Raw genomic sequence first — 20,082 nt, 5'->3', positions numbered from 1 at the left:
TCTCGGTGGCGCGTTGGTGGGGGTGGCGCGGATGCGGCGCCGGGGAGGCGCCAGGGACGGATGCGGTCCCCGGCGCCTCGAGCGGTCAGCCGGCGTTCGCGGCGAACCAGTCGTCCATGGCCTTCAGGACCTGCTCGGCGGAGGCACCGCCGATGAGGGCCTGGGTCTGGGTGTTGATCTCGCCCGGGTAGCCGTCGGGGAGCGTGCGCTCGCCGTAGCCGCCGCCGGTGGGGGTGTAGGCCTCGGCGGGCGTGTCGGCGACGATCTGCAGCAGCTCTTCGCCCAGCGGCGTCATGTCGTACTCGTAGCCGTCGCGGAAGTTGCCGTCGACCGCCAGCTGGTCGCTGACCGCGGTCTGGTCGGTGGTGAGGAACTCGACGAGCTTCGCCGCGGCGTCCTGGTGCTCGCTGGACTTGAGGATCGAGTACGGGCTGGCGATGTTGGCACCCATCGCGGGCTGCTCGTCGCCGTCGAACGACGGGGCGCGGAAGACCCCGATGTCGGCCGACTCGGCGGCCTTGGCCTGCGTGCCGGCGAACCAGCTGCCCATCGAGTACACGGCGGTCTTGCCCGACAGGAACGCCTGCTCGGCGTCGGGGTACTTGATGCCGAGCGCGTCGGTGGGGATGTAGCCCTCGGACACCCACTCCGCGTAGGTCTCGACCGCGTCGCCGTAGGTCTCGCTGAAGGTGTCCTCGCCGGACGACATCTTCTGGAACCATTCCGGGTCCTCGGCGATGATCGTCGGCAGGCCGAGGGCCTGCAGCGTGTGGCTGCTCATCCAGTCGCCGCCGGTCTGGATCGGGGTCCACCCCGCCGCCTTCAGCTTGCCGAGGGCCTCGGTGAGCTCGTCGACGGTGGTGGGCAGCTCGGTGATGCCGGCCTCCTCGAACGCGGTCTTGTTGTAGAAGAACAGGCTCTGCAGCTGCACGCCGATCCCGGCCATGTAGTTCTTGCCGTCGATCGAGTACTGGTCGGCGAGGGGACCGGACGAGGCCCACTCGTACCCGGACAGGTCGACGAGCTCGGGCGCGAGCTTCGTCGTCGGGGCGATCGACTGCACGACGTCGGGGGCGTCGCCGGCCGCGAGCAGGCGGGGCACGGCGGCCTCCACGCCCTCCGCGCCGGGGTTCTGGATGACGACGTCGATGTTCGGGTTGGCCTCCTCGAACGGGGCGACGAGGTCGTTCCAGAACTCCTCGGTCAGGTTCGGGGTGACGTTGACGAGCATGCGCACCTCGATGTCCTCCGAGGAGGAGCCGCCGTCGTCTCCGGCGGGGGTGGAGCAGCTGGCGAGAGCGAGCGCGGACACTGCCGCGATGCCGACGAGGGGGAGGAGTCGGGCCTTGATCATCGTTGATCCTTTCCTGATGCATGAGGGAGGGCCGCTGGCGACATTACACTAATCGATAATCGTTTGTGAAGAGCGCAGTCGATCCGCGAATGAGCGCAGCGGGACGAAGGACGGTCGCTGTTCAGGGGCCGTGGAGCGAGATGGGCTCACTCGCTCAGGAGTTGCGCGAGACGGGCGCGGGCGACCGGCGAGGCGTCGGTGTCAGGCGTGTGCGCGCCGAGCGCGGTAGGCCGCGACCGCGTTGCGGTTCGCGCACGTCGTGGAGCAGTACCGCTTGGAGCGGTTGCGGGAGAGGTCGAGTGCGATCGCCTGGCAGGTGTCGTCCTCGCAGACCGTGAGGCGCGAGCCCTCGTCCGCGCGGATCACGTCGATGAGCGCCATCACCGTCTCGACGAGCACGCGCTCGGCGAGCGGCCGCTCGTCGTGCACCGCATGGAGGTGCCAGTCCGCTCCGTCGTGCCGCACCAGCCGCGGAGTGAGCTGCAGCTCGGCGAGGGCATCGTTCACGTGTGCGGCCATCTCGTCGCGCGGGGCGAGCAGCATCGCTCGTAGCCGCGGGCGGAGGGCGCGCAGGTCGTCGAGTTCCACGCCGTCGCGGTCGATCCTCCCGGTGTAGGGGAACACCGCGAGGAACGTCTTCTCGTCGTCGATGTCGACGAGGGTGTCGGGCTCTTCGGCGGAGTTCGCGAGCCAGACCGCCGCGCGCAGCGCATCCTCGGTGTCATCGGTGAAGACCATGTTGACATCTTACTCCGTCCGCGAGTAGCGTCATCGTCCATGAGCACCGTGGCGGATGACAGGAACCGCACGCGGAGCGGTGTGCGCCTCGGGCTCCCGCTGGCCGTCGCCGCCGCGTTCGCGTTCGGCTCCTCCGGGGCGTGGGCGCGCGGACTCATCGACGCGGGGTGGACGCCCGGCGCGGCCGTCACCGTTCGGGTGGGGGTCGCCGCGCTCGTCCTGCTGCTCCCGACCCTCCTGGCGCTGCGAGGGCGGTGGCGCGCCCTCCGCCGGAACGCCGGGATGGTCCTCGCCTACGGGCTGCTCGCCGTGGCGGCCACTCAGCTCTGCTACTTCCAAGCCGTCGCCGTCATGGATGTCGGGATCGCGCTGCTCATCGAGTACACGGCTCCGGTCGCGGTGCTGCTCTGGCTGTGGCTGCGCCGCGGCGAGCGACCGACGCGGCGCAGCGTGCTCGGGGCGGGGATCGCCTTCGTCGGACTCGTGCTGATGCTCGACATCGTCACCGGTGCGCAGGTGAACGTGGTCGGCGTGCTCTGGGCGCTGGGGGCGATGGTGGGGGCGGCGAGCTACTTCGTGCTCTCGGCGAAGGCCGACACCGGACTCCCGCCGATCGCGCTCGCCGGGAGCGGGCTCCTGCTCGGTGCCGTCGGTCTGGCCCTCGCCGGCCTGGTCGGGGTGCTGCCGTTCGCGTGGACGACGGCCGATGTCGCGTACCGCTTCGGCACGGTTCCCTGGTTCGTGCCCGTCCTCGCGATCGGGCTCATCGCGACGGCGCTCGCCTACGTGCTCGGCATCGTGTCCACGAGGATGCTCGGCTCGCGTCTCGCCTCGTTCGTCGCGCTCGCCGAGGTCGTGGCCGCCCTGCTGTTCGGGTGGCTCCTGCTCGACCAGCTCCCCGGCCCGCTGCAGGCGCTGGGGGGCGTGCTCGTGCTCGCCGGCGTGGTCGTGGTGAAGCTCGGCGAGCCGCGGGTCGCCGCGTCCGAGCCTATGTATACGAATACAGCCTGAACGCGACCGCGCGTCCACCTCGAGCGGGTTTATGTATACACTGAGGGCATGGTTCTCCCTGTCGAGCGCACGTCCGCGAGCGATCGCGCCTATGCGGCCCTCCTCGACGGCATCCAGTCGGGCGCCCTCCCCGCGGGGTTCGTGCTGGGCGAGGTCGAGCAGGCCGAGCGCCTCGGCGTCAGCCGCACCCCGATGCGCGAAGCCCTCCGCCGCCTCGCCGCCGACGGACTGGTGGTGCAGCAGTCCCCCCGGGTCACGGTGGTGGCCGCCCTCGACGCCGACGACATCCGCTCGCTGTTCGAGATCCGCCGCGCGCTGGAGGAGACCTCGGCCCGCCTCGCCGCCGCCCGGGGTGACGCCGATCTCTTCGCCGCCCTCGCCGACGAGTTCTCCCACGTCGACCTGACGCGGGCCGCGGGCCGCGACGCCTACTACGCCCTGATCGCCCGCTTCGACGCGGCCCTCGACGACGCCGTCGACAACGACTACATCGCCGCGGCCCTGCGCACCGTGCGCACGCACCTGGTGCGGGTGCGGCGCATGGCCAAGGACAAGCCCGCCCGGCTCGCCGCGTCGGCCGCCGAGCACCGCACGATCGCGCAGGCGCTCGCCGCGCGCGACGGCGACCTGGCCGCCCATGCCACGCACGTGCACCTGCACAACGCGCTCACCGGCATCCTCGACTCCCTCCCCGACAGCGAAGGACACTCATGACCGTCACCCACCACGTCCGCGTGCACGCCAGCTCCGAGAACCTCGCCCGCGAGGACCAGCTCGCGTGGAAGATCGCCGAGGTCGCCGTCGACCGGGTCGAGGTCGAGCAGCCCGTCGTCGACATGATCGTCAACCGCATCATCGATAACGCCGCCGTCGCCGCGGCCTCGCTCACCCGCGCCCCCATCGTGGCCGCCCGCGCGCAGGCGTTCAGCCACCCGGTGTCGACCGGGGGTGCCGGGGCGAACCTGTTCGGCGCCGCGCTCGACCACCGCACCAGCCCGGAGTGGGCGGCGTGGGCGAACGGTGTCGCCGTGCGCGAGCTCGACTACCACGACACGTTCCTCGCCGCCGAGTACTCGCACCCCGGTGACAACATCCCGCCGATCCTCGCGGTCGCCCAGCACGCGGGCAAAGACGGCCGGGCGCTCGTGCGCGGCATCGCCACCGGCTACGAGATCCAGATGGACCTGGTGCGCGCGATCTGCCTGCACCGGCACAAGATCGACCACGTCGCCCACCTCGGCCCGTCGGCCGCGGCCGGCATCGGCACCCTGCTCGACCTCGACGTCGAGACCATCTACCAGGCGGTCGGCCAGGCGCTGCACACCACCACCGCGACCCGGCAGAGCCGCAAGGGCGAGATCTCCACGTGGAAGGCGCACGCCCCGGCCTTCGCGGGCAAGATGGCCGTCGAGGCGGTCGACCGGGCGATGCGCGGACAGACCAGCCCGGCACCGATCTACGAGGGCGAGGACGGCGTGATCGCCTGGATGCTCGATGGCAAGGACGCCGCGTACGACGTGCCGCTGCCCGCCGCGGGTGAGCCGAAGCGCGCGATCCTCGACTCGTACACGAAGGAGCACTCCGCGGAGTACCAGGCGCAGGCGCTGATCGACCTCGCCCGCCGCCTCGGCTTCGCGAACCCGGCCCTCCGCGACCCCGCGAACATCGAGTCCATCGTCATCCACACCAGCCACCACACGCACAACGTGATCGGCTCCGGCGCGAACGACCCGCAGAAGTACGACCCCACCGCGTCGCGCGAGACCCTCGACCACTCGGTGCCGTACATCTTCGCGGTCGCGCTGCAGGACGGCGGCTGGCACCACGTCGACTCGTACGCCCCGGAGCGCGCGGGCCGCGCCGACACCGTCGCCCTGTGGCACAAGATCACCACGGCCGAGGACCCGGAGTGGACGCGCCGCTACCACTCGGAGGATCCGGACGAGAAGGCGTTCGGCGGTCGCGTCGAGATCCGCCTCACCGACGGCAGCACCGTGGTCGACGAGATCGCCGTGGCCGATGCGCACCCGCTCGGCGCGCGACCGTTCGCCCGCGCCGACTACATCGCGAAGTTCCGTCTGCTCGCGGAGCCCGTGCTGGACCCGGCCGAGATCGACCGGTTCCTGGAGCTCGTGCAGCGCCTCCCCGAGCTCACGGCCGCCGAGGTCGCCGAGCTGTCGATCGTCGCGAAGCCCGGTGTGCTCGACGCCGCCCCGGCTCCCCGAGGCCTGTTCTGATGCTGTACTCCACCGTCACGCCCGCCGAGAAGCGGCGGCTGTTCCGGGAGCGCCTGTCCTCGGGCGAGCTGCTGCGGTTCCCCGGCGCGTTCAACCCGCTCAGCGCCCGGCTGATCGAGCAGAAGGGGTTCGACGGCGTGTACATCTCGGGCGCGGTGCTCTCCGCCGACCTGGGGCTGCCCGACATCGGCCTCACGACGCTGACCGAGGTCGCCGGACGCGCCAAGCAGATCGCGCGCATGACCGACCTGCCCGCGATCGTCGACGCCGACACCGGCTTCGGCGAGCCCATGAACGTGGCCCGCACCATTCAGGAGCTGGAGGACGCGGGACTCGCCGGCACCCACATCGAGGACCAGATCAACCCGAAGCGCTGCGGTCACCTCGACGGCAAGAGCGTGGTCGATCAGGACACCGCGATCAAGCGGATCCGTGCCGCCGCCGACGCCCGCCGCGACGAGAACTTCCTGATCATGGCGCGCACCGACATCCGGGCGATCGAGGGACTGGACGCCGCGATCGACCGCGCGAAGGCCCTGGTCGACGCGGGTGCCGATGCGATCTTCCCCGAGGCGATGCGCACGCTCGGCGAGTTCGAGGCGATGGCGGAGGCGCTCGACGTGCCGATCCTCGCGAACATGACCGAGTTCGGCAAGAGCGAGCTGTTCTCGGTCGACCAGCTCCGCAGCGCCGGGGTGCGGATGGTGATCTGGCCGGTGTCGCTGCTGCGGATCGCGATGGGCGCCGCGGGCCGTGCGCTCGATACGCTGAACGACGAGGGGCATCTGACCTCGACGCTCGGCGAGATGCAGCACCGCGCCGATCTCTACGACCTGATCGACTACGAGTCGTACAACCACTTCGACTCCGGGGTCTTCAACTTCACCATCACGAAGGAGTGAGCATGACCGAGCCGGACATCAAGAAGGGCCTCGCGGGGGTCGTCGTCGACACGACCGCGATCTCGAAGGTCAACCCCGAGACGAACAGCCTGCTGTACCGCGGCTACCCGGTGCAGGAACTCGCCGACACGCAGCCGTTCGAGGCCGTCGCGTATCTGCTGTGGAACGGCGAGCTGCCCACGGGGGACGAGCTCGCGGCGTTCCGGCTGGAGGAGCGGCGGCACCGCGCCCTCACGCCCGAGGTGAAGGATGCGATCGACCGGCTGCCGCTGGACGCCCACCCGATGGACGAGGTCCGCACGGCGGTGAGCGTGATCGGCGCGGTCGAGACGGCCGGCATCCGCAACGTGCTCGATGCGGTCGGCACGCCCGAGGTCAACCTGGAGCGCAGCCTGCGCCTGTTCGCGGCCCTTCCGGCGATCGTCGCCTACGGGCAGCGGCGGCGGCGGGACCTGCCGGCGGTCGAGCCGCGGGACGACCTGGACTACGCGGCGAACTTCCTCTGGATGACGTTCGGCGAGGAGCAGGACCCGGTGGTGGTCGATGCGTTCAACCGCTCGATGACGCTCTACGCGGAGCACTCCTTCAACGCGTCCACCTTCACGGCGCGCGTGATCACCTCGACGCTCAGCGACCTGTACTCCGCGGTCGTCGGGGCGATCGGGGCGCTCAAGGGCCCGCTGCACGGCGGTGCGAACGAGGCCGTGATGCACATCTTCGACGAGATCGGCGCGGCCGACCGCGTGACCGAGTGGCTCGACAAGGCGCTGGCCGAGAAGCGCAAGATCATGGGGTTCGGTCACCGCGTCTACAAGCGCGGCGACTCGCGGGTGCCCACCATGAAGGCCGCGCTCGACACCCTGGTGCGCCACTACGACCGCCCGGAGGTGGCCGAGCTCTACGAGCGTCTGGAGGGCGAGTTCGTGGAGCGCAAGGGCATCTACCCGAACCTGGACTACCCGTCGGGCCCCGCCTACAACCTGATCGGCTTCGACACCCTGACCTTCACGCCGCTGTTCGTCGCGGCGCGGATCACGGGGTGGACGGCGCACATCCTGGAGCAGCAGTCGTCGAACGCCCTGATCCGGCCGCTCTCGGCGTACGTCGGAGCCGAGGAGCGGCACGTCGAGGGGTACACGCCGGACACCGCCGCGATCGAGGTGCAGGAGCGCCCCGAGGAGGCGTCGGCCTGACCGCCGCGAGCACGATGTGACAGCGCCGCCGAGGGCTCTCGGCGGCGCTGTAGCGTGATGGAGCCCTCGGGGTCAAGGCGATGCGGCGAATTCCCGGGCGGAGTAGAACCGGATGCGGGCCGTTCGCGCCCCGCACGAAGGAGGGTTCATGTCCGCATCCGAGGTCACCGTCAAGGAGGTCCGGTCGCTCGTCCCGGCGCGCATGGACCGGCTGCCGTGGTCGCGCTTCCACTGGATGATCGTCGTCGGCCTCGGCTTCTCGTGGATCCTCGACGGGCTCGAGGTGCAGATCGTCGCCGCGAACGGCTATGCCGAGACCCTCGGCATGGGCCCCGCCGAGGTGGGTCTCGCCGGCACGTGCTACCTGCTGGGCCAGGTGTTCGGGGCGCTGGTGTTCGGTCGCCTCGCCGATCGCCTCGGCCGCAAGAACCTCTTCCTGATCTCGCTGGCGGTCTACCTCGTGGGCTCCGCGGTGGCCGGTCTCGCGTTCGCCCCGTGGTTCTTCTACATCTGGCGGTTCGTCGCCGGCGCGGGCATCGGCGGCGAGTACGCCGCCATCAACTCCGCGATCGACGAGATCATCCCGGCGAAGTACCGCGGCCGCGTCGACATCGCGATCAACGGCACCTACTGGGGCGGTGCGGCCCTGGGTGCCGTGGCGAACATGTTCTTCCTCAACACCGACCTCCTGCCCGCCGACCTGGGCTGGCGGCTCAGCTTCTTCGTCGGTCCGATCCTCGGCCTGCTGATCATCTGGCTGCGTCGGCACATCCCGGAGAGCCCGCGCTGGCAGATGACGCACGGCCGTGAGGAGGAGGCGGAGCGCAACGTCGACGCGATCGAGGAGCGCATCCGCAAGGAGGGCAAGACGATCGACCCGGTCGACGAGGACAAGGCGATCACGGTCAAGGAGTACGGCAGCGTGCCGTTCCTGGTGATCGCGAAGGTGCTGTTCCAGAAGTACCCGCGCCGTACGCTGGTCGGCATCACGATGATGGTGACGCAGTCGTTCCTCTACAACGCGATCTTCTTCACCTACGCGCTGGTGCTCGAGAACTTCTACGACACCCCGCCCGCCTCCGCGTCGCAGTACTTCATCGTCTTCGCGGTCGGCAACCTCGCCGGCGCCCTCATCCTCGGCCACTTCTTCGACACGTGGGGCCGGCGCCGCATGCTGTTCGGCACGTACGTGCTCGCCGGGCTGATCCTGCTGGTCAGCGCCTTCCTGTTCAACGCGGGTGTTCTGAACGCCGCGACGCACACGGCGTTCTGGTGCGCCTCGTTCTTCTTCGCCTCCGCCGGTGCGTCCGCCGCCTACCTGACGGTGAGCGAGATCTTCCCGCTGGAGCTGCGCAGTCAGGTGATCTCGTACGTCTTCTCCATCGGCCAGCTCGTCGGCGCGATCGCCCCGGTGCTCTACGGGGCGCTGATCGGGGCGAGCGCCGAGTCCGGCGACCGCGGCCCGCTCTTCTGGGGCTACGTGCTCGGTGCCGCGATCATGATGTTCGGCGGCGTGGTCTGCGGGGTGTTCGGGGTGAGCGCGGCGGGCAAGTCGCTGGAGGACATCGCGGATCCGCTGTCGCTCGTCGAGCCGGGGAAGAAGAAGGTCACGCCGGACGGCGCGTGAGCGTCAGCGGGCGAGCCAGCCGCGCAGGGAGCGGGTGACCCAGGGGAGCACCCAGTAGGTCATGATCGGCGTGAGCACGAGCGTGGTCGCGAGAACGCGTAGCCAGATCGGCAGGCCGTCCCATCCCGGCACCGGGCTCATGGCGTAGGTGAAGACGAGGTTGACGGGGAAGAAGCCGAGCCAGATCGACACCGCCTGCTTCCAGCGCGGCGGTGCGGGGGCCACGGCGACCGTGGTCGTGCCGTCGGGCTCGACCACGGGGATGGAGCCCGTGGACGGCTCGTCGAACCACCCCTCGATGCCGGTGCGGCGCTTGGAGCGCTCGCTGCGCACGAAGCCCTCGCCCATGGAGAGCCACCAGGTGCGCTCGCCCGACTGCTCCCAGGCGGTCAGCGACTCCTCGCTCGCGAAGCGGTAGAGCATGTGCCACACCTGCGAGTCCTCGCCCGCGCGCACCCACCCCGAGCCGAGGAAGCCCGGGTACTTCGTCGCCAGGTTCACGCCGGTCTGCACCCAGGCGGTCGCCTCGGCGATGCGCTCGGGGTCGACCTCGCGGCGGATGGAGACGGTGACGGGCTCGGACACGGGGGCGGTTGCGGACATGGTGCGGTCCTCGGGGGTGGGGGCATCGGGGTGCGGACGCCGGGTGGGGTGGGGGCGCCAGGGTCGCGGCGCCAGCACGATTCTATTTCGCCGGAGCGCGGCGGCGTCCGCACGGAGAAGACCCCCGCCGACCCGATTCGGCGGGGGTCACGCGGCGTTGGGGGCCGCGACGGGAGCGAGAGCGCTCACCGTGCGCACGGAGGACGCGATTACCCGATCCGGTCTGAGTCACTGTCCGTGCACCTGCAGTTGTAATCGGCCGAGGTGACGCGCGGGTGAACGGGGTGCGAACGGCACCGCTCGGTCGGGGATCGGCCGTGCGCGGAGATACAAGGACGTCCTCGTATTTTCACGGACGCCGGAGTAAACTCGCGATGTGCCAACGACGGCACGGAGGGATGTCACACAATGACCCGTACGATCCCGCACTTCGTGGGCGGAACGCTTCTCACCCCCGACGACGGACGCTTCGCCGACGTCTTCGATCCGAGCACCGGCGCGGTGCAGGCGCGCGTGCCGCTCGCCTCCGCCGAGGAGGTGCGCCGCGTGATCGCCACCGCCGAGGAGGCGCAGGCCGCCTGGGCCGCGACCAATCCGCAGAAGCGCGCGCGGGTGCTGCTGCGGTTCCTCGACCTGGCGCAGCGCGAGATGCAGTCGCTCGCCGAACTGCTGGCGAGCGAGCACGGCAAGACCGTCGACGACGCGAAGGGCGACATCCAGCGCGGCCTCGAGGTGATCGAGTTCTCCGCCGGAGCGCCCCACCTGCTCAAGGGGGAGTACTCCACCGGCGCGGGCGCGGGCATCGACGTGTACTCGATGCGACAGCCCCTGGGTGTCGTCGCCGCCATCACCCCCTTCAACTTCCCGGCCATGATCCCGCTGTGGAAGGCCGGGCCCGCGCTCGCCGCCGGCAACGCCGTGGTGCTCAAGCCCAGCGAGCGCGACCCCTCGGTGCCCGTCCGGCTGGCGGAGCTGTTCCTCGAAGCCGGGCTCCCGGCGGGCGTGCTCAACGTGGTGCACGGCGACAAGGAGGCGGTCGACACGCTGCTGAGCGACGACCGGATCCGCGCGGTCGGCTTCGTGGGCTCGACACCCATCGCCGAGTACATCTACGCCACCGCGGCCGCGCACGGCAAGCGGGCGCAGTGCTTCGGCGGCGCCAAGAACCACATGATCGTGATGCCCGACGCCGACCTCGACCAGGCGGTGGACGCGCTGATCGGCGCGGGCTACGGTTCGGCGGGCGAGCGCTGCATGGCGATCTCGGTCGCGGTGCCCGTGGGGGAGGAGACGGCGGACGCGCTCGCGGCCAAGCTCGTCGAGCGGGTCGCCCAGCTGCGGGTCGGGCCCTCGCTCGCGGCCGACGTCGACTACGGCCCGCTGGTCTCGCGCGACGCCGTGGACCGCGTCACCGGCTACATCCAGCAGGGCGTGGACGAGGGGGCGACGCTCCTCGCCGACGGCCGCGGCTTCACGGTGCCAGGGCACGAGGAGGGGTTCTACCTCGGGCCGACGCTGTTCGACCACGTGACGACCGACATGGCGATCTACCGTGAGGAGATCTTCGGTCCCGTGCTCGTGATCGCGAGGGCCGCGGACTACGAGGAGGCGCTGCGGATGGCGTCGGAGCACGAGTACGGCAACGGCGTCGCGATCTTCACGCGCGACGGCGACGCGGCCCGCGACTTCGCCGCCCGTGTGGAGGTCGGCATGGTCGGGGTGAACGTGCCGATCCCGGTGCCCATCGCGTACTACACCTTCGGCGGCTGGAAGCGCAGCGGCTTCGGCGACCTCAACCAGCACGGCGCCGATGCCTTCCGCTTCTACACCAAGACCAAGACGGTGACGAGTCGCTGGCCCAGCGGCATCCGCGACGGCGCCAGCTTCGTCATCCCCACCATGCACTGAACGCCCGAGGAACCGACATGACCATGACCAGCGTCACCACCACCGCCGAGGAGCGCGAGGCCATCCTCGACGCCGTCCGCGAGTTCGCCGAGACCGAGCTCGCCCCGCAGGCCGCCGAGCGCGACGAGAAGCACCTGTTCCCACGGGAGTCGCTCAACCGCGGCGGCGAGCTCGGGCTCGGCGGCATCTACGTGAGCGAGGAGTACGGCGGCACCGGGCTGTCCCGCGTCGACACCGTCGCGATCTTCGAGGAGCTCGCCAAGGCCGACCCCGCGGTCGCCGCCTACATCTCCATCCACAACATGGTGGTGTGGATGATCGACACCTACGGCGACGACACCCAGCGTGCCGCCTGGCTGCCGCAGCTCACGGCCATGCAGGAGTTCGGCGGCTACTGCCTCACCGAGCCGGGGGTCGGATCCGACGCCGCCAACGTGGCGACCAGCGCCGTGCGCGACGGCGACGACTACCAGCTCACCGGCGTCAAGCAGTTCATCTCGGGGGCGGGCGAGGCGGCCGTGTACGTCGTGATGGCGCGGACGGGCGAGCCGGGGGCGCGCGGCATCAGCGCCTTCCTCGTGCCGGGCGACGCCGAGGGGCTGAGCTTCGGCGCCCCGGAGAAGAAGATGGGCTGGCACGCGCAGCCCACCCGGCAGGTGATCCTCGACGGCGTGCGGGTGCCCGCAGCCGCGATGCTCGGCGACGAGGGTCGCGGGTTCGCGATCGCGATGTCGGCGCTCAACGGCGGGCGCCTCAACATCGCCGCCTGCTCGCTCGGCGGAGCCCAGGCGGCCCTCGACTGCGCCGTGCAGTACGTGCACGAGCGGGTGGCGTTCGGGGAGCCGCTGGCCGAGAAGCAGTCGATCCTGTTCGCGATCGCCGACATGCGCACCGATCTCCAGGCCGCGCGGCTCATGGTGCGCGACGGTGCGGAGGCGGTGGACGCGAAGGCGCCGGACGCCACGATGCGCTGCGCCATGGCGAAGCGGTTCGCCACCGACGCCGGCTTCGACGTCGCCAACCGCGCGCTGCAGCTGCACGGCGGCTACGGCTACCTGCAGGACTACGGCATCGAGAAGATCGTCCGCGACCTGCGCGTGCACCAGATCCTCGAGGGCACCAACGAGATCATGCGACTCATCGTCGGCCGGGAGATGCTGCGGCCGGCGGGGTCGGCGTCAATGCGGAGCGCCTCATGACCCGCGTGGCCTTCCTCGGCCTCGGCCACATGGGCCTGCCGATGGCGAAGAACCTCGTCGCGGCGGGACACGAGGTGCACGGCTTCGACCTCGTGCCCGCGGCCGTGGAGGCGGCGCGGGCGGCGGCCGGGATCCCGGTGGCGGCCAGCGGCGCGGAGGCCGTGACCGACGCGGAGGTCGTGATCACGATGTTCCCCGCCGGGAAGCACGTGATCGAGGCGTATCGCACCGAGCTGCTGGCGGCGGCGCGCCCCGGCACCCTGTTCATCGAGTCGTCCACGATCGCGGTCGACGAGGCCCGCGCCGCGCACGCGCTCGCGCTCGCCGCCGGTCACCGCAACATCGACGCCCCGGTGTCCGGCGGGGTCGTGGGCGCCGAGGCCGGGACGCTGGCGTTCATGGTGGGCGGCTCGGACGAGGACTACGCGGCGGCACTGCCGCTGCTCGAGGTCATGGGCAAGCGGATCGTGCACTGCGGTGGCTCGGGTCTCGGCCAGGCGGCGAAGGTCTGCAACAACATGGTGCTCGCGGTGTCGCAGATCGCCGTGGCGGAGGCGTTCGTGCTCGGCGAGCGGCTGGGGCTCGAGCACCAGGCGCTGTTCGACGTGGTGTCGCAGGCGTCGGGGCAGTGCTGGTCGATCACGACGAACTGCCCCGTGCCCGGTCCGGTGCCCACGAGCCCCGCCAACCGCGACTATCAGCCCGGCTTCGCGGGGGCGCTCATGGCGAAGGATCTCGGGCTCGCGCTGCAGGCGATCGAGCAGACCTCCACCGACGCGAAGATGGGCCGGCTCGCGCAGCAGCTCTACGCCGCGTACGCCGCGGGCGACGGGGCCACGCGCGACTTCTCCGGCATCATCACCGACATCCGCGACGACCGCGTGTAGCACCCCCGTCGCGGAGCACGGAGCGCCGGCGACCGGACGACCGGTGCCCGAGCGGGAGCGCCGGCGACGGGCGAGCGACGCGACGGGCGATACTGAAGCAGAACCACGACGGAGAGGGAGACAGATGACCGAGTACGAGACGATCCTGGTGGAGCAGCGCGGACGGGTCGGATGGATCACCCTGAACCGCCCGCAGGCCCTCAACGCGCTGAACAGCACCGTCGCCGAGGAGGTCACGGCCGCCGCGCTCGCCTTCGACGCCGACGACGGCATCGGCGCGATCGTCGTCACGGGTTCGGAGAAGGCGTTCGCCGCCGGAGCCGACATCAAGGAGATGGAGGGGATGTCGGCGGCGCAGATGCGCGAGACGGATCACTTCGGGGCGTGGCGGGACTTCGCCGCCGTGCGCACCCCGGTCATCGCCGCGGTGTCGGGCTTCGCGCTCGGCGGGGGGTGCGAGCTGGCGATGATGTGCGACATCATCCTCGCGGCCGACACCGCGCAGTTCGGCCAGCCCGAGATCAACCTCGGCGTCATCCCGGGCATGGGCGGCACGCAGCGGCTCATCCGCGCGGTCGGCTACTACAAGGCGGCCGAGCTCGTGCTGTCCGGCCGCTTCCTCGGCGCGGAGGAGGCCGAGCGGGCGGGACTGGTGTCGCGCGTCGTGCCCGCGGCGGAGCTGCTGGCCGAGGCGACCGCGCTCGCGGAGGGCATCGCGGCGAAGTCGCTGCCGTCGGTGTACGCCGCCAAGGCCGCCCTCGATGCGGCCATGGAGACCACGCTCGCGGAGGGCCTCGCTCACGAGAAGGAGGCGTTCGCGGCGCTGTTCGACACGGCCGACCAGAAGGAGGGCATGGCCGCGTTCCGCGAGAAGCGCCAGCCCGACTTCCAGAACCGCTGACCCCGGTTCACGGCTCCTCAGAGACGCGGGACTGCTGCGCGCCGCGCGGTGTGGCGCCGGTTCGCCCGGGGTCCCGAGGGGCTGTGAACGGTCAGCCGCGGAGACCGTCGAGGATCTTCGCGATCCGGCGGTCGCGCGTCGCCGGCTGCTTGGCGTCGGCGACCGCGCGCGCGTGCTCCTTGCGGGCGCTGGGGGAGAGGGCGTCGAAGGCCGCCCGCAGGGCGGGGTCGGCGTCGAGCGCCTCGGCCAGCGCGGGCGGCACGTCGACGGTGCGCTCGGCGGTGTCGAGGCGGATCACGGCGTCGACCTCCTGGTCGATCTCCACCCCGAGGTCGGCGCGAACCGCCTTGCTGAAGCCGATGAGGTTCTCGCCGCCCATGCGGGCCAGCCGCAGTCGCGCGGTGCGGCCGCCGATGGTGACGGCGACGGGGAAGCTCTTGCCGGCCCCGAACGAGGCGACCTGCTCGTCGGTGAGCTGGATCGCCGCGGCGGGACCGCGACCGGTGAGGACGGTGTGCAGGCGCAGTTCGCTCATGCCCAGAGGTTACGCCCGCCGCCCCTCGATCGCAGCGACCAGGGCGTCGTTGCGCTCGCGGATGAGCCGTTCCATGTAGCGGCCGAGCACCAGGGCGTCGACGAGGCGGCCGAGCGGCCCGAGGGGCGAGTGGAACGCGATGGTGTCGCGCATGAGGGTGCCGCGCGGATGCGGTTCGAAGACGTGCTCGTGCCGGAGGTCGCCGAACGGCCCGCGGAGCTGGCGGTCGGTGAACCGGGACGGCGCCTCGATGTCGAAGACCACGGAGCGCAGCCGGAAGGGGATGCCGAAGTGCCGCGCGCGCCAGGTCACCGTCGACCCCTCGGAGAAGCGGCCACCCGCGGGTTCCTCGATCATCGTCTCGCCGTAGCGGGCCATCGACGCGAGGTGCAGGGCCGGGTCGAGCGCGGCGTCGAACACCTCCTGCGGAGGCGCGGCGACGACGGTCTCGATCACGAACCGGGGCATCAGAGGGGCTCGGGGAGGGGGCGGGGGTCGATGAAGTCCCCGGCGTCGCGGCGCATGCGGGCGACGATCGCGACCAGTTCGGCGGCGTCGTCGTGGCTCAGGCCGGGGTCGGCGAACACGTCGGCGTTGAGCGCGGCGGTGGCACGCTCGACCAGGTCGCGTCCCTCCGCGGTCAGTGCGAGCATCGCGGCCCGGCCGTCGTGCGGGTGCGGCTCGCGCACGACGAGGCCGTCGCGGACCAGGCGCTCGGCGGTGCTGGTGACCGTGGTCGCATGCACCTGGAGGCGCGCGACGACGCTCGACAGCGGAAGCCGCCCGGTGCGGCTGAACGCGAGCAGCCGCAGCACCTCGTACCGCGCGAAGCTCAGCGCGAAGGGCTTGAGGGCCGCGTCGACCCGGGCGAGCAGCAGCTGCTGCGCGCGCATGACCGAGGTGACGACCGTCATGCCGTCGGCCGCGTCGGTCCAGCCGTGCGCGACCCACTGCCGCTTGGCTTCGGCGAGCGGATCGACGGGGAGAGGGCGAGGGCGGACCACGTCTCTACGGTACCGGCGCGTCGCGGGTTGCCTCGGACGCGGTCGCGCAGGGCGTGGCTGTCGGTTATGTATACATTCACCGCGGATTCGCGGGCCGCAGCCGGGGGTTTCCTCGGTTTTTGGCTACATAGACCGCCATGCCGATAGACTCGCCGTGTCGTGAGGAGCATTCGATGAAGATCTTCGTCCTGGTCAAAGAGGTGCCGGACACCTATGGCGATCGCAAGCTGGATCTCGAGACGGGGCTCGCGGATCGTGCGGCCGGAGACGTCGTGCTCGACGAGATCACGGAGCGGGCCCTCGAAGTGGCCCTGAGCTACGCCGACAAGAACGAGGGCACCGAGGTCGTCGCCGTCGCCATGGCACCCGAGGGGTCCACCGCGTCGGTGCGGCGCGCGCTCGCGATCGGAGCCGGTTCGGCCATCCACATCGCGGACGAGCAGCTCGCGGGCGCCGACCTGGGGCTCACCGCGGAGGTCCTCGCCGCGGCCATCCGTCGTGGCGCCCCCGGCCTCGTCATCACGGGCAACCTCTCGACCGACGGCTCCGGCGGTGTGATCCCCGCCATGCTCGCCGAGCACCTGGGCTGGGCGCAGGCCACCGCGCTCACGTCCGTGGAGATCACGGCGGACGGCGTCTCGGGCACCCGCGGTGCGGACTTCGGCGGACAGCAGGTCACGGCACCGCTGCCCGCCGTCATCTCGATCACCGAGGCGCTTCCCGACGCCCGGTTCCCGAACTTCAAGGGCATCATGGCGGCGAAGAAGAAGCCGCTGGAGGTGCTGACCCTCGCCGACCTCGACGTGTCGGCCGATCCCGCCGCCGCGCCCCGCACCATCATGACCGCGGTCGCGGAGAAGCCCCCGCGCGCCGCGGGCGTCAAGATCACCGACGAGGGCGATGCCGCCGACAAGCTCGTCGACTTCCTCGTGCAGAACAGGCTGGTGTGACATGGCGTACCCCGAGAACCCGATCCTCGTCCTGGTCGACCTCGACCCGTCGGGCAACGCCGCCAGCAGCACCGCCGCCCTGTTGGGGGCTGCGGCCGGCATCGGCACCCCCGTGGCTCTCGTCGTGGGCGGCGGGAAGGAGGCCGTGGATCAGGCCGCGGCCGCCGGTGCCGCCGTCGTGCTGACCGCCGAGGGCGATGCGACCGCGCTCACCGTGCCGCTCGTCGACGCCCTGCAGGCCGCGGTCGCACAGGTGCAGCCCGATGCGGTGCTCGTGTCGAACTCGATCTCCGGACGCGACGTCGCCGGTCGCCTCGCGGTGCGCCTCCCCGGTGCGCTCGCCGTCGACGCCGTGGGGGTCTCCCGCGACGAGGAGGGCGTCGTGGCCCACCACTCGGTGTACGGCGGGGCCTACCTCGTCGATGCGGCCGCGACCTACGGCACGCTCGTGGTCACGGTGCGGCAGGGCGCGGTCGACGCGCGGGCCGAGGCCGTCGCCTCCCCGCAGGTCGAGCAGCTGACGGTCGCCCCGTCGGGTGCGGTCGCGGCGACCGCCGGTCCGGTCGAAGCCGTCGAGGCCACGTCGACCCGGCCCGAGCTGCGCGGGGCGGCCCGTGTCGTCTCCGGCGGGCGCGGCCTGGCGTCGAAGGAGAAGTTCGTGCTCGTCGAGGAGCTCGCCGACGCCCTCGGTGCGGCGGTCGGCGCCTCGCGCGCGGCCGTCGACGCGGGCTACATCCCCCAGTCGCACCAGGTCGGGCAGACGGGTGTCTCGGTGTCGCCGCAGCTGTACGTCGCGCTCGGCATCTCCGGCGCGATCCAGCACCGGGCGGGCATGCAGACGTCGAAGAACATCGTCGCGATCAACAAAGACCCGGAGGCGCCGATCTTCGACGTCGCGGACTTCGGCATCGTCGGCGACGTGTTCACGATCGTGCCGCAGGTGATCGCCGCGCTCGAGGCGCGGAAGAAGTAGTCATGGCCACGCGGATGCTGCGACGCGGTCTGCCGCGTGTGCCCGGTGGCGAGCCGTGGCCGCCGGCCGACGTGTCCGTCGAGGTCGCGGATGCGGCCTCCGTCGGTGCGGATGAGGCGTCGGCGGCCCTCTCCGGCTCGCAGGCGCAGCCCGGGGCCGCTGTCGGTTCCGAGGCCGCGGAGGAAGGTGCGAGCGGTGTCGGCGTCGCGGCCGCATCGCCCGTGATCGAGACCAGCGCCGAGACGACCCCGCCGGCCGAGCCGAGCACGAGCTCCGCGGCCTCCTCTGTCGCCGCGCCGGCTCCCGCGACGGCCGCATCCGGGCCGTCGCGTCTTCGTCGAGGCCTGCCGCGCGTTCCGGGCGGAGAGCCCTGGCCGCCCGCGTCGGCCTCCGCCGGGCTCGGATCTGCGACCGGCGCCGAGCCCGCCCCCGTTCCCGAGGCCGCTTCGGTGACGGCTGCGCCCGGTGCCGCTGCTTCGGTGGCAGCTGCTTCGGTGGCGGCTGCGCCCGGTGCCGCGGCACCCGGTGCCGCTGCACCCGGTGGCGCGGCACCCGGGATCGCCTTGCCCGCCGAGGGTGCGGCGACTGATGCGCCCGGAGCCTCGATCGCGGGCGGCGCGCCGTCCGCCCCCTCGACCACACCCGGCGCCGCGACGGTGCGCCGGGGTCTGCCGCGCGTCGCCGGTGGCGAGCCGTGGCCGCCCGCCGGGACCGTGCCGTCGTCCGCCGGGACCGTGCCGTCGGCCATCGGGACAGCTGCCGCTCCCGCCGCTGCTGCGACCGCTCCCACGCCCGCCGCTCCCACGCCCGCCGCGACCACTCCGGCCGCTACTGGGACAGCTGCCGCTCCCGCCGCCGCTGCTGCAGCTTCCGCCGCTTCCGCCGCTGCTGCCGCTCCCGCCGCTGCCGCCGTTCCCGCTGCCGCCGCTCCCGCCGCCACCGCTCCCGCCGCCACCGCTCCCGCCGCGACCGCTCCCGCCGCCACCGCTCCCGCTGCCGCTGCCGTTCCCGCCGCCGCGACGCCGAGCACGACGGAGATCGTGCCGGCCGCCGACCTCGCGACGCCGCTGCCGTGGACGCGGACGGTGTGGAACGGCCGTGCGCCGCGTCACCTCACGACCTCTCCGGACACGGGTCGCCGCCGCCCGACCTGGACGCAGGCGATCGCGGGGCTCTTCGGTGCCGCGGCCCTGGGCGTGCTGGCCGGCGCGGCCGTCGCGCTGGTGCGGGCGCTGCTGAGCGTCCCGTTCATGCAGGACTTCCTGGCTGCGTTCCCCGGCGAGTACGAGCCGGCGATCCCGGTCGAGCCGGGCTTCGCGCCGTGGGTCAACTGGGCGCATTTCTTCAACATGTTCCTGATCGTGCTGATCATCCGCTCGGGTCTGCAGGTGCGCACCGAGAAGCGGCCGACCGTGTTCTGGACGCCGCGGAACAACCCCAAGGGAAAGATCAGCCTGAACCTCTGGTTCCACCAGGCGCTCGACATCCTGTGGCTCGTGAACGGCGTGGCCTTCGTGGTGCTGCTCTTCGTCACCGGGCACTGGGTGCGCATCGTGCCGACGAGCTGGGAGGTCTTCCCGAACGCGCTGTCGGCGGCCCTGCAGTACGTCTCGCTCGACTGGCCGCACGAGAACGGCTGGAACAACTACAACAGCCTGCAGCAGCTCGCCTACTTCGTGACCGTGTTCGTGGCGGCGCCGCTCGCCGCCGCCACCGGTTTCCGCATGTCGGGGCTGTGGCCGAAGAGGGCGGAGCGGCTGTCGAAGGCGTACCCGGTGGAGTGGGCGCGCGCGCTGCACTTCCCGATCATGCTGTACTTCGTGGCGTTCATCGTCGTGCACGTGGCACTCGTGATGCTCACCGGGTTCCAGCGCAACCTCAACCACATGTTCGCGGCGCAGGATGCGGCGACCTGGACCGGGTTCTGGGTGTTCGTGCTCTCGCTCGTCGTGATCGCGGGCGCATGGGCGGCGGCGCGTCCGCTCGTGCTCGCCCCGATCGCGAAGCTCTTCGGGAAGGTCTCCGGTCGCTGATCGCCCGACGCGAGTGGGTGTTGACAG

The 20,082-nt window shown here is 71.6% G+C and carries 19 protein-coding genes; 13 read left to right on the top strand and 6 right to left on the bottom strand.

From position 1 onward, the window contains the following. Nucleotides 1–85 precede the first annotated feature (85 nt). Together ACWH95_RS02875 and ACWH95_RS02870 are read right to left on the bottom strand one after the other, a co-directional pair. On the bottom strand, nucleotides 86–1,354 hold the full coding sequence (locus ACWH95_RS02875) for an ABC transporter substrate-binding protein (RefSeq protein WP_454120129.1): 1,269 nt from the start codon (nucleotides 1,352–1,354) through the stop codon (nucleotides 86–88). 201 nt (nucleotides 1,355–1,555) lie between these two features. After that, nucleotides 1,556–2,092 (bottom strand): CGNR zinc finger domain-containing protein, encoded by a 537-nt coding sequence (locus ACWH95_RS02870; protein WP_136045049.1) that lies wholly within the window; start codon nucleotides 2,090–2,092, stop codon nucleotides 1,556–1,558. Nucleotides 2,093–2,131: 39 nt separating this feature from the next. Between ACWH95_RS02870 and ACWH95_RS02865 the strand changes: the two genes are divergently transcribed. The 6 genes from ACWH95_RS02865 to ACWH95_RS02840 all read left to right on the top strand — a co-directional run bounded on the left by ACWH95_RS02865 (nucleotide 2,132) and on the right by ACWH95_RS02840 (nucleotide 9,062). After that, nucleotides 2,132–3,103: an EamA family transporter gene (locus ACWH95_RS02865; RefSeq protein WP_168387222.1), complete on the top strand. Its 972-nt coding sequence runs from the start codon at nucleotides 2,132–2,134 to the stop codon at nucleotides 3,101–3,103. 48 nt (nucleotides 3,104–3,151) lie between these two features. Further along, complete coding sequence (locus ACWH95_RS02860; RefSeq protein WP_136029526.1) at nucleotides 3,152–3,817, top strand: GntR family transcriptional regulator; 666 nt, start codon at nucleotides 3,152–3,154, stop codon at nucleotides 3,815–3,817. After that, the gene (locus ACWH95_RS02855) at nucleotides 3,814–5,340 is read left to right on the top strand and encodes an MmgE/PrpD family protein (protein WP_454120128.1); all 1,527 of its coding nucleotides are present in this window, start codon (nucleotides 3,814–3,816) and stop codon (nucleotides 5,338–5,340) included. The genes ACWH95_RS02860 and ACWH95_RS02855 overlap by 4 nt, the downstream gene beginning before the upstream one ends. Further along, nucleotides 5,340–6,242, top strand: a complete 903-nt coding sequence (prpB, locus tag ACWH95_RS02850; protein WP_247637818.1) for a methylisocitrate lyase — start codon at nucleotides 5,340–5,342, stop codon at nucleotides 6,240–6,242. The genes ACWH95_RS02855 and prpB overlap by 1 nt, the downstream gene beginning before the upstream one ends. A 2-nt stretch (nucleotides 6,243–6,244) precedes the next feature. After that, the gene (locus tag ACWH95_RS02845; protein WP_136029533.1) at nucleotides 6,245–7,435 is read left to right on the top strand and encodes a bifunctional 2-methylcitrate synthase/citrate synthase; all 1,191 of its coding nucleotides are present in this window, start codon (nucleotides 6,245–6,247) and stop codon (nucleotides 7,433–7,435) included. Nucleotides 7,436–7,583: 148 nt separating this feature from the next. After that, entirely contained in the window at nucleotides 7,584–9,062 is a 1,479-nt protein-coding gene (locus tag ACWH95_RS02840; protein ID WP_136029535.1) for an MFS transporter, read from the top strand. A gap of 3 nt (nucleotides 9,063–9,065) precedes the next feature. Here the strand turns inward: ACWH95_RS02840 and ACWH95_RS02835 are convergent, their stop codons facing one another. Continuing rightward, nucleotides 9,066–9,665: an antibiotic biosynthesis monooxygenase gene (locus ACWH95_RS02835; protein WP_447653260.1), complete on the bottom strand. Its 600-nt coding sequence runs from the start codon at nucleotides 9,663–9,665 to the stop codon at nucleotides 9,066–9,068. Nucleotides 9,666–10,073: 408 nt separating this feature from the next. On the opposite strand from ACWH95_RS02835, the gene ACWH95_RS02830 reads away from it, so the two are divergent. From ACWH95_RS02830 to ACWH95_RS02815, 4 genes are all read left to right on the top strand, one after another. Beyond that, nucleotides 10,074–11,573, top strand: coding sequence for a CoA-acylating methylmalonate-semialdehyde dehydrogenase (locus tag ACWH95_RS02830; protein WP_136029537.1), 1,500 nt, complete (start codon nucleotides 10,074–10,076; stop codon nucleotides 11,571–11,573). Nucleotides 11,574–11,590: 17 nt separating this feature from the next. Beyond that, the gene (locus ACWH95_RS02825; RefSeq protein WP_454120127.1) at nucleotides 11,591–12,772 is read left to right on the top strand and encodes an acyl-CoA dehydrogenase family protein; all 1,182 of its coding nucleotides are present in this window, start codon (nucleotides 11,591–11,593) and stop codon (nucleotides 12,770–12,772) included. After that, complete coding sequence (gene mmsB, locus ACWH95_RS02820) at nucleotides 12,769–13,659, top strand: 3-hydroxyisobutyrate dehydrogenase (RefSeq protein WP_454120126.1); 891 nt, start codon at nucleotides 12,769–12,771, stop codon at nucleotides 13,657–13,659. Before ACWH95_RS02825 ends, mmsB begins: the two co-directional genes overlap by 4 nt. 124 nt (nucleotides 13,660–13,783) lie before the next feature. Further along, entirely contained in the window at nucleotides 13,784–14,560 is a 777-nt protein-coding gene (locus ACWH95_RS02815; protein WP_378823376.1) for an enoyl-CoA hydratase-related protein, read from the top strand. A gap of 91 nt (nucleotides 14,561–14,651) precedes the next feature. On the opposite strand, the gene ACWH95_RS02810 is transcribed toward ACWH95_RS02815, so the two are convergent. The 3 genes from ACWH95_RS02810 to ACWH95_RS02800 are packed head-to-tail and all read right to left on the bottom strand — an operon-like array spanning nucleotide 14,652 to nucleotide 16,099. After that, nucleotides 14,652–15,095 (bottom strand): YdeI/OmpD-associated family protein, encoded by a 444-nt coding sequence (locus ACWH95_RS02810; protein ID WP_136036581.1) that lies wholly within the window; start codon nucleotides 15,093–15,095, stop codon nucleotides 14,652–14,654. Nucleotides 15,096–15,104: 9 nt separating this feature from the next. Further along, nucleotides 15,105–15,563, bottom strand: coding sequence for an SRPBCC family protein (locus ACWH95_RS02805; protein ID WP_136029547.1), 459 nt, complete (start codon nucleotides 15,561–15,563; stop codon nucleotides 15,105–15,107). Further along, nucleotides 15,563–16,099 (bottom strand): MarR family winged helix-turn-helix transcriptional regulator, encoded by a 537-nt coding sequence (locus ACWH95_RS02800; RefSeq protein WP_136029549.1) that lies wholly within the window; start codon nucleotides 16,097–16,099, stop codon nucleotides 15,563–15,565. The genes ACWH95_RS02805 and ACWH95_RS02800 overlap by 1 nt, the downstream gene beginning before the upstream one ends. A 173-nt stretch (nucleotides 16,100–16,272) precedes the next feature. Between ACWH95_RS02800 and ACWH95_RS02795 the strand changes: the two genes are divergently transcribed. Genes ACWH95_RS02795 through ACWH95_RS02785 form a run of 3 tightly spaced genes read left to right on the top strand, consistent with a single transcriptional unit; the run spans nucleotide 16,273 to nucleotide 20,055 of the window. Then, nucleotides 16,273–17,049: an electron transfer flavoprotein subunit beta/FixA family protein gene (locus ACWH95_RS02795; RefSeq protein WP_454120125.1), complete on the top strand. Its 777-nt coding sequence runs from the start codon at nucleotides 16,273–16,275 to the stop codon at nucleotides 17,047–17,049. A 1-nt stretch (nucleotide 17,050) separates the two neighbouring features. Continuing rightward, on the top strand, nucleotides 17,051–18,022 hold the full coding sequence (locus ACWH95_RS02790) for an electron transfer flavoprotein subunit alpha/FixB family protein (RefSeq protein WP_454120124.1): 972 nt from the start codon (nucleotides 17,051–17,053) through the stop codon (nucleotides 18,020–18,022). Nucleotides 18,023–18,024: 2 nt separating this feature from the next. Further along, nucleotides 18,025–20,055, top strand: coding sequence for a cytochrome b/b6 domain-containing protein (locus ACWH95_RS02785; protein WP_454120123.1), 2,031 nt, complete (start codon nucleotides 18,025–18,027; stop codon nucleotides 20,053–20,055). Nucleotides 20,056–20,082: the final 27 nt, after the last annotated feature.

This window comes from Microbacterium sp. NPDC055502 (assembly GCF_053643635.1).
Note: the sequence above shows the minus strand (reverse complement) of the source record. Positions and strands in the feature narration are given on the sequence as shown.

What these genes read in the sequence shown, in the direction of transcription:
- ACWH95_RS02835 (WP_447653260.1), bottom strand. Translation starts at nt 9,665, where the DNA reads ATGTCCGCAACCGCCCCCGTGTCCGAGCCCGTCACCGTCTCCATCCGC.
- prpB (WP_247637818.1), top strand. Translation starts at nt 5,340, where the DNA reads ATGCTGTACTCCACCGTCACGCCCGCCGAGAAGCGGCGGCTGTTCCGG.
- ACWH95_RS02830 (WP_136029537.1), top strand. Translation starts at nt 10,074, where the DNA reads ATGACCCGTACGATCCCGCACTTCGTGGGCGGAACGCTTCTCACCCCC.
- mmsB (WP_454120126.1), top strand. Translation starts at nt 12,769, where the DNA reads ATGACCCGCGTGGCCTTCCTCGGCCTCGGCCACATGGGCCTGCCGATG.
- ACWH95_RS02855 (WP_454120128.1), top strand. Translation starts at nt 3,814, where the DNA reads ATGACCGTCACCCACCACGTCCGCGTGCACGCCAGCTCCGAGAACCTC.
- ACWH95_RS02870 (WP_136045049.1), bottom strand. Translation starts at nt 2,092, where the DNA reads ATGGTCTTCACCGATGACACCGAGGATGCGCTGCGCGCGGCGGTCTGG.
- ACWH95_RS02810 (WP_136036581.1), bottom strand. Translation starts at nt 15,095, where the DNA reads ATGAGCGAACTGCGCCTGCACACCGTCCTCACCGGTCGCGGTCCCGCC.
- ACWH95_RS02860 (WP_136029526.1), top strand. Translation starts at nt 3,152, where the DNA reads ATGGTTCTCCCTGTCGAGCGCACGTCCGCGAGCGATCGCGCCTATGCG.
- ACWH95_RS02825 (WP_454120127.1), top strand. Translation starts at nt 11,591, where the DNA reads ATGACCATGACCAGCGTCACCACCACCGCCGAGGAGCGCGAGGCCATC.
- ACWH95_RS02795 (WP_454120125.1), top strand. Translation starts at nt 16,273, where the DNA reads ATGAAGATCTTCGTCCTGGTCAAAGAGGTGCCGGACACCTATGGCGAT.
- ACWH95_RS02805 (WP_136029547.1), bottom strand. Translation starts at nt 15,563, where the DNA reads ATGCCCCGGTTCGTGATCGAGACCGTCGTCGCCGCGCCTCCGCAGGAG.
- ACWH95_RS02875 (WP_454120129.1), bottom strand. Translation starts at nt 1,354, where the DNA reads ATGATCAAGGCCCGACTCCTCCCCCTCGTCGGCATCGCGGCAGTGTCC.
- ACWH95_RS02815 (WP_378823376.1), top strand. Translation starts at nt 13,784, where the DNA reads ATGACCGAGTACGAGACGATCCTGGTGGAGCAGCGCGGACGGGTCGGA.
- ACWH95_RS02790 (WP_454120124.1), top strand. Translation starts at nt 17,051, where the DNA reads ATGGCGTACCCCGAGAACCCGATCCTCGTCCTGGTCGACCTCGACCCG.
- ACWH95_RS02840 (WP_136029535.1), top strand. Translation starts at nt 7,584, where the DNA reads ATGTCCGCATCCGAGGTCACCGTCAAGGAGGTCCGGTCGCTCGTCCCG.
- ACWH95_RS02865 (WP_168387222.1), top strand. Translation starts at nt 2,132, where the DNA reads ATGAGCACCGTGGCGGATGACAGGAACCGCACGCGGAGCGGTGTGCGC.
- ACWH95_RS02785 (WP_454120123.1), top strand. Translation starts at nt 18,025, where the DNA reads ATGGCCACGCGGATGCTGCGACGCGGTCTGCCGCGTGTGCCCGGTGGC.
- ACWH95_RS02845 (WP_136029533.1), top strand. Translation starts at nt 6,245, where the DNA reads ATGACCGAGCCGGACATCAAGAAGGGCCTCGCGGGGGTCGTCGTCGAC.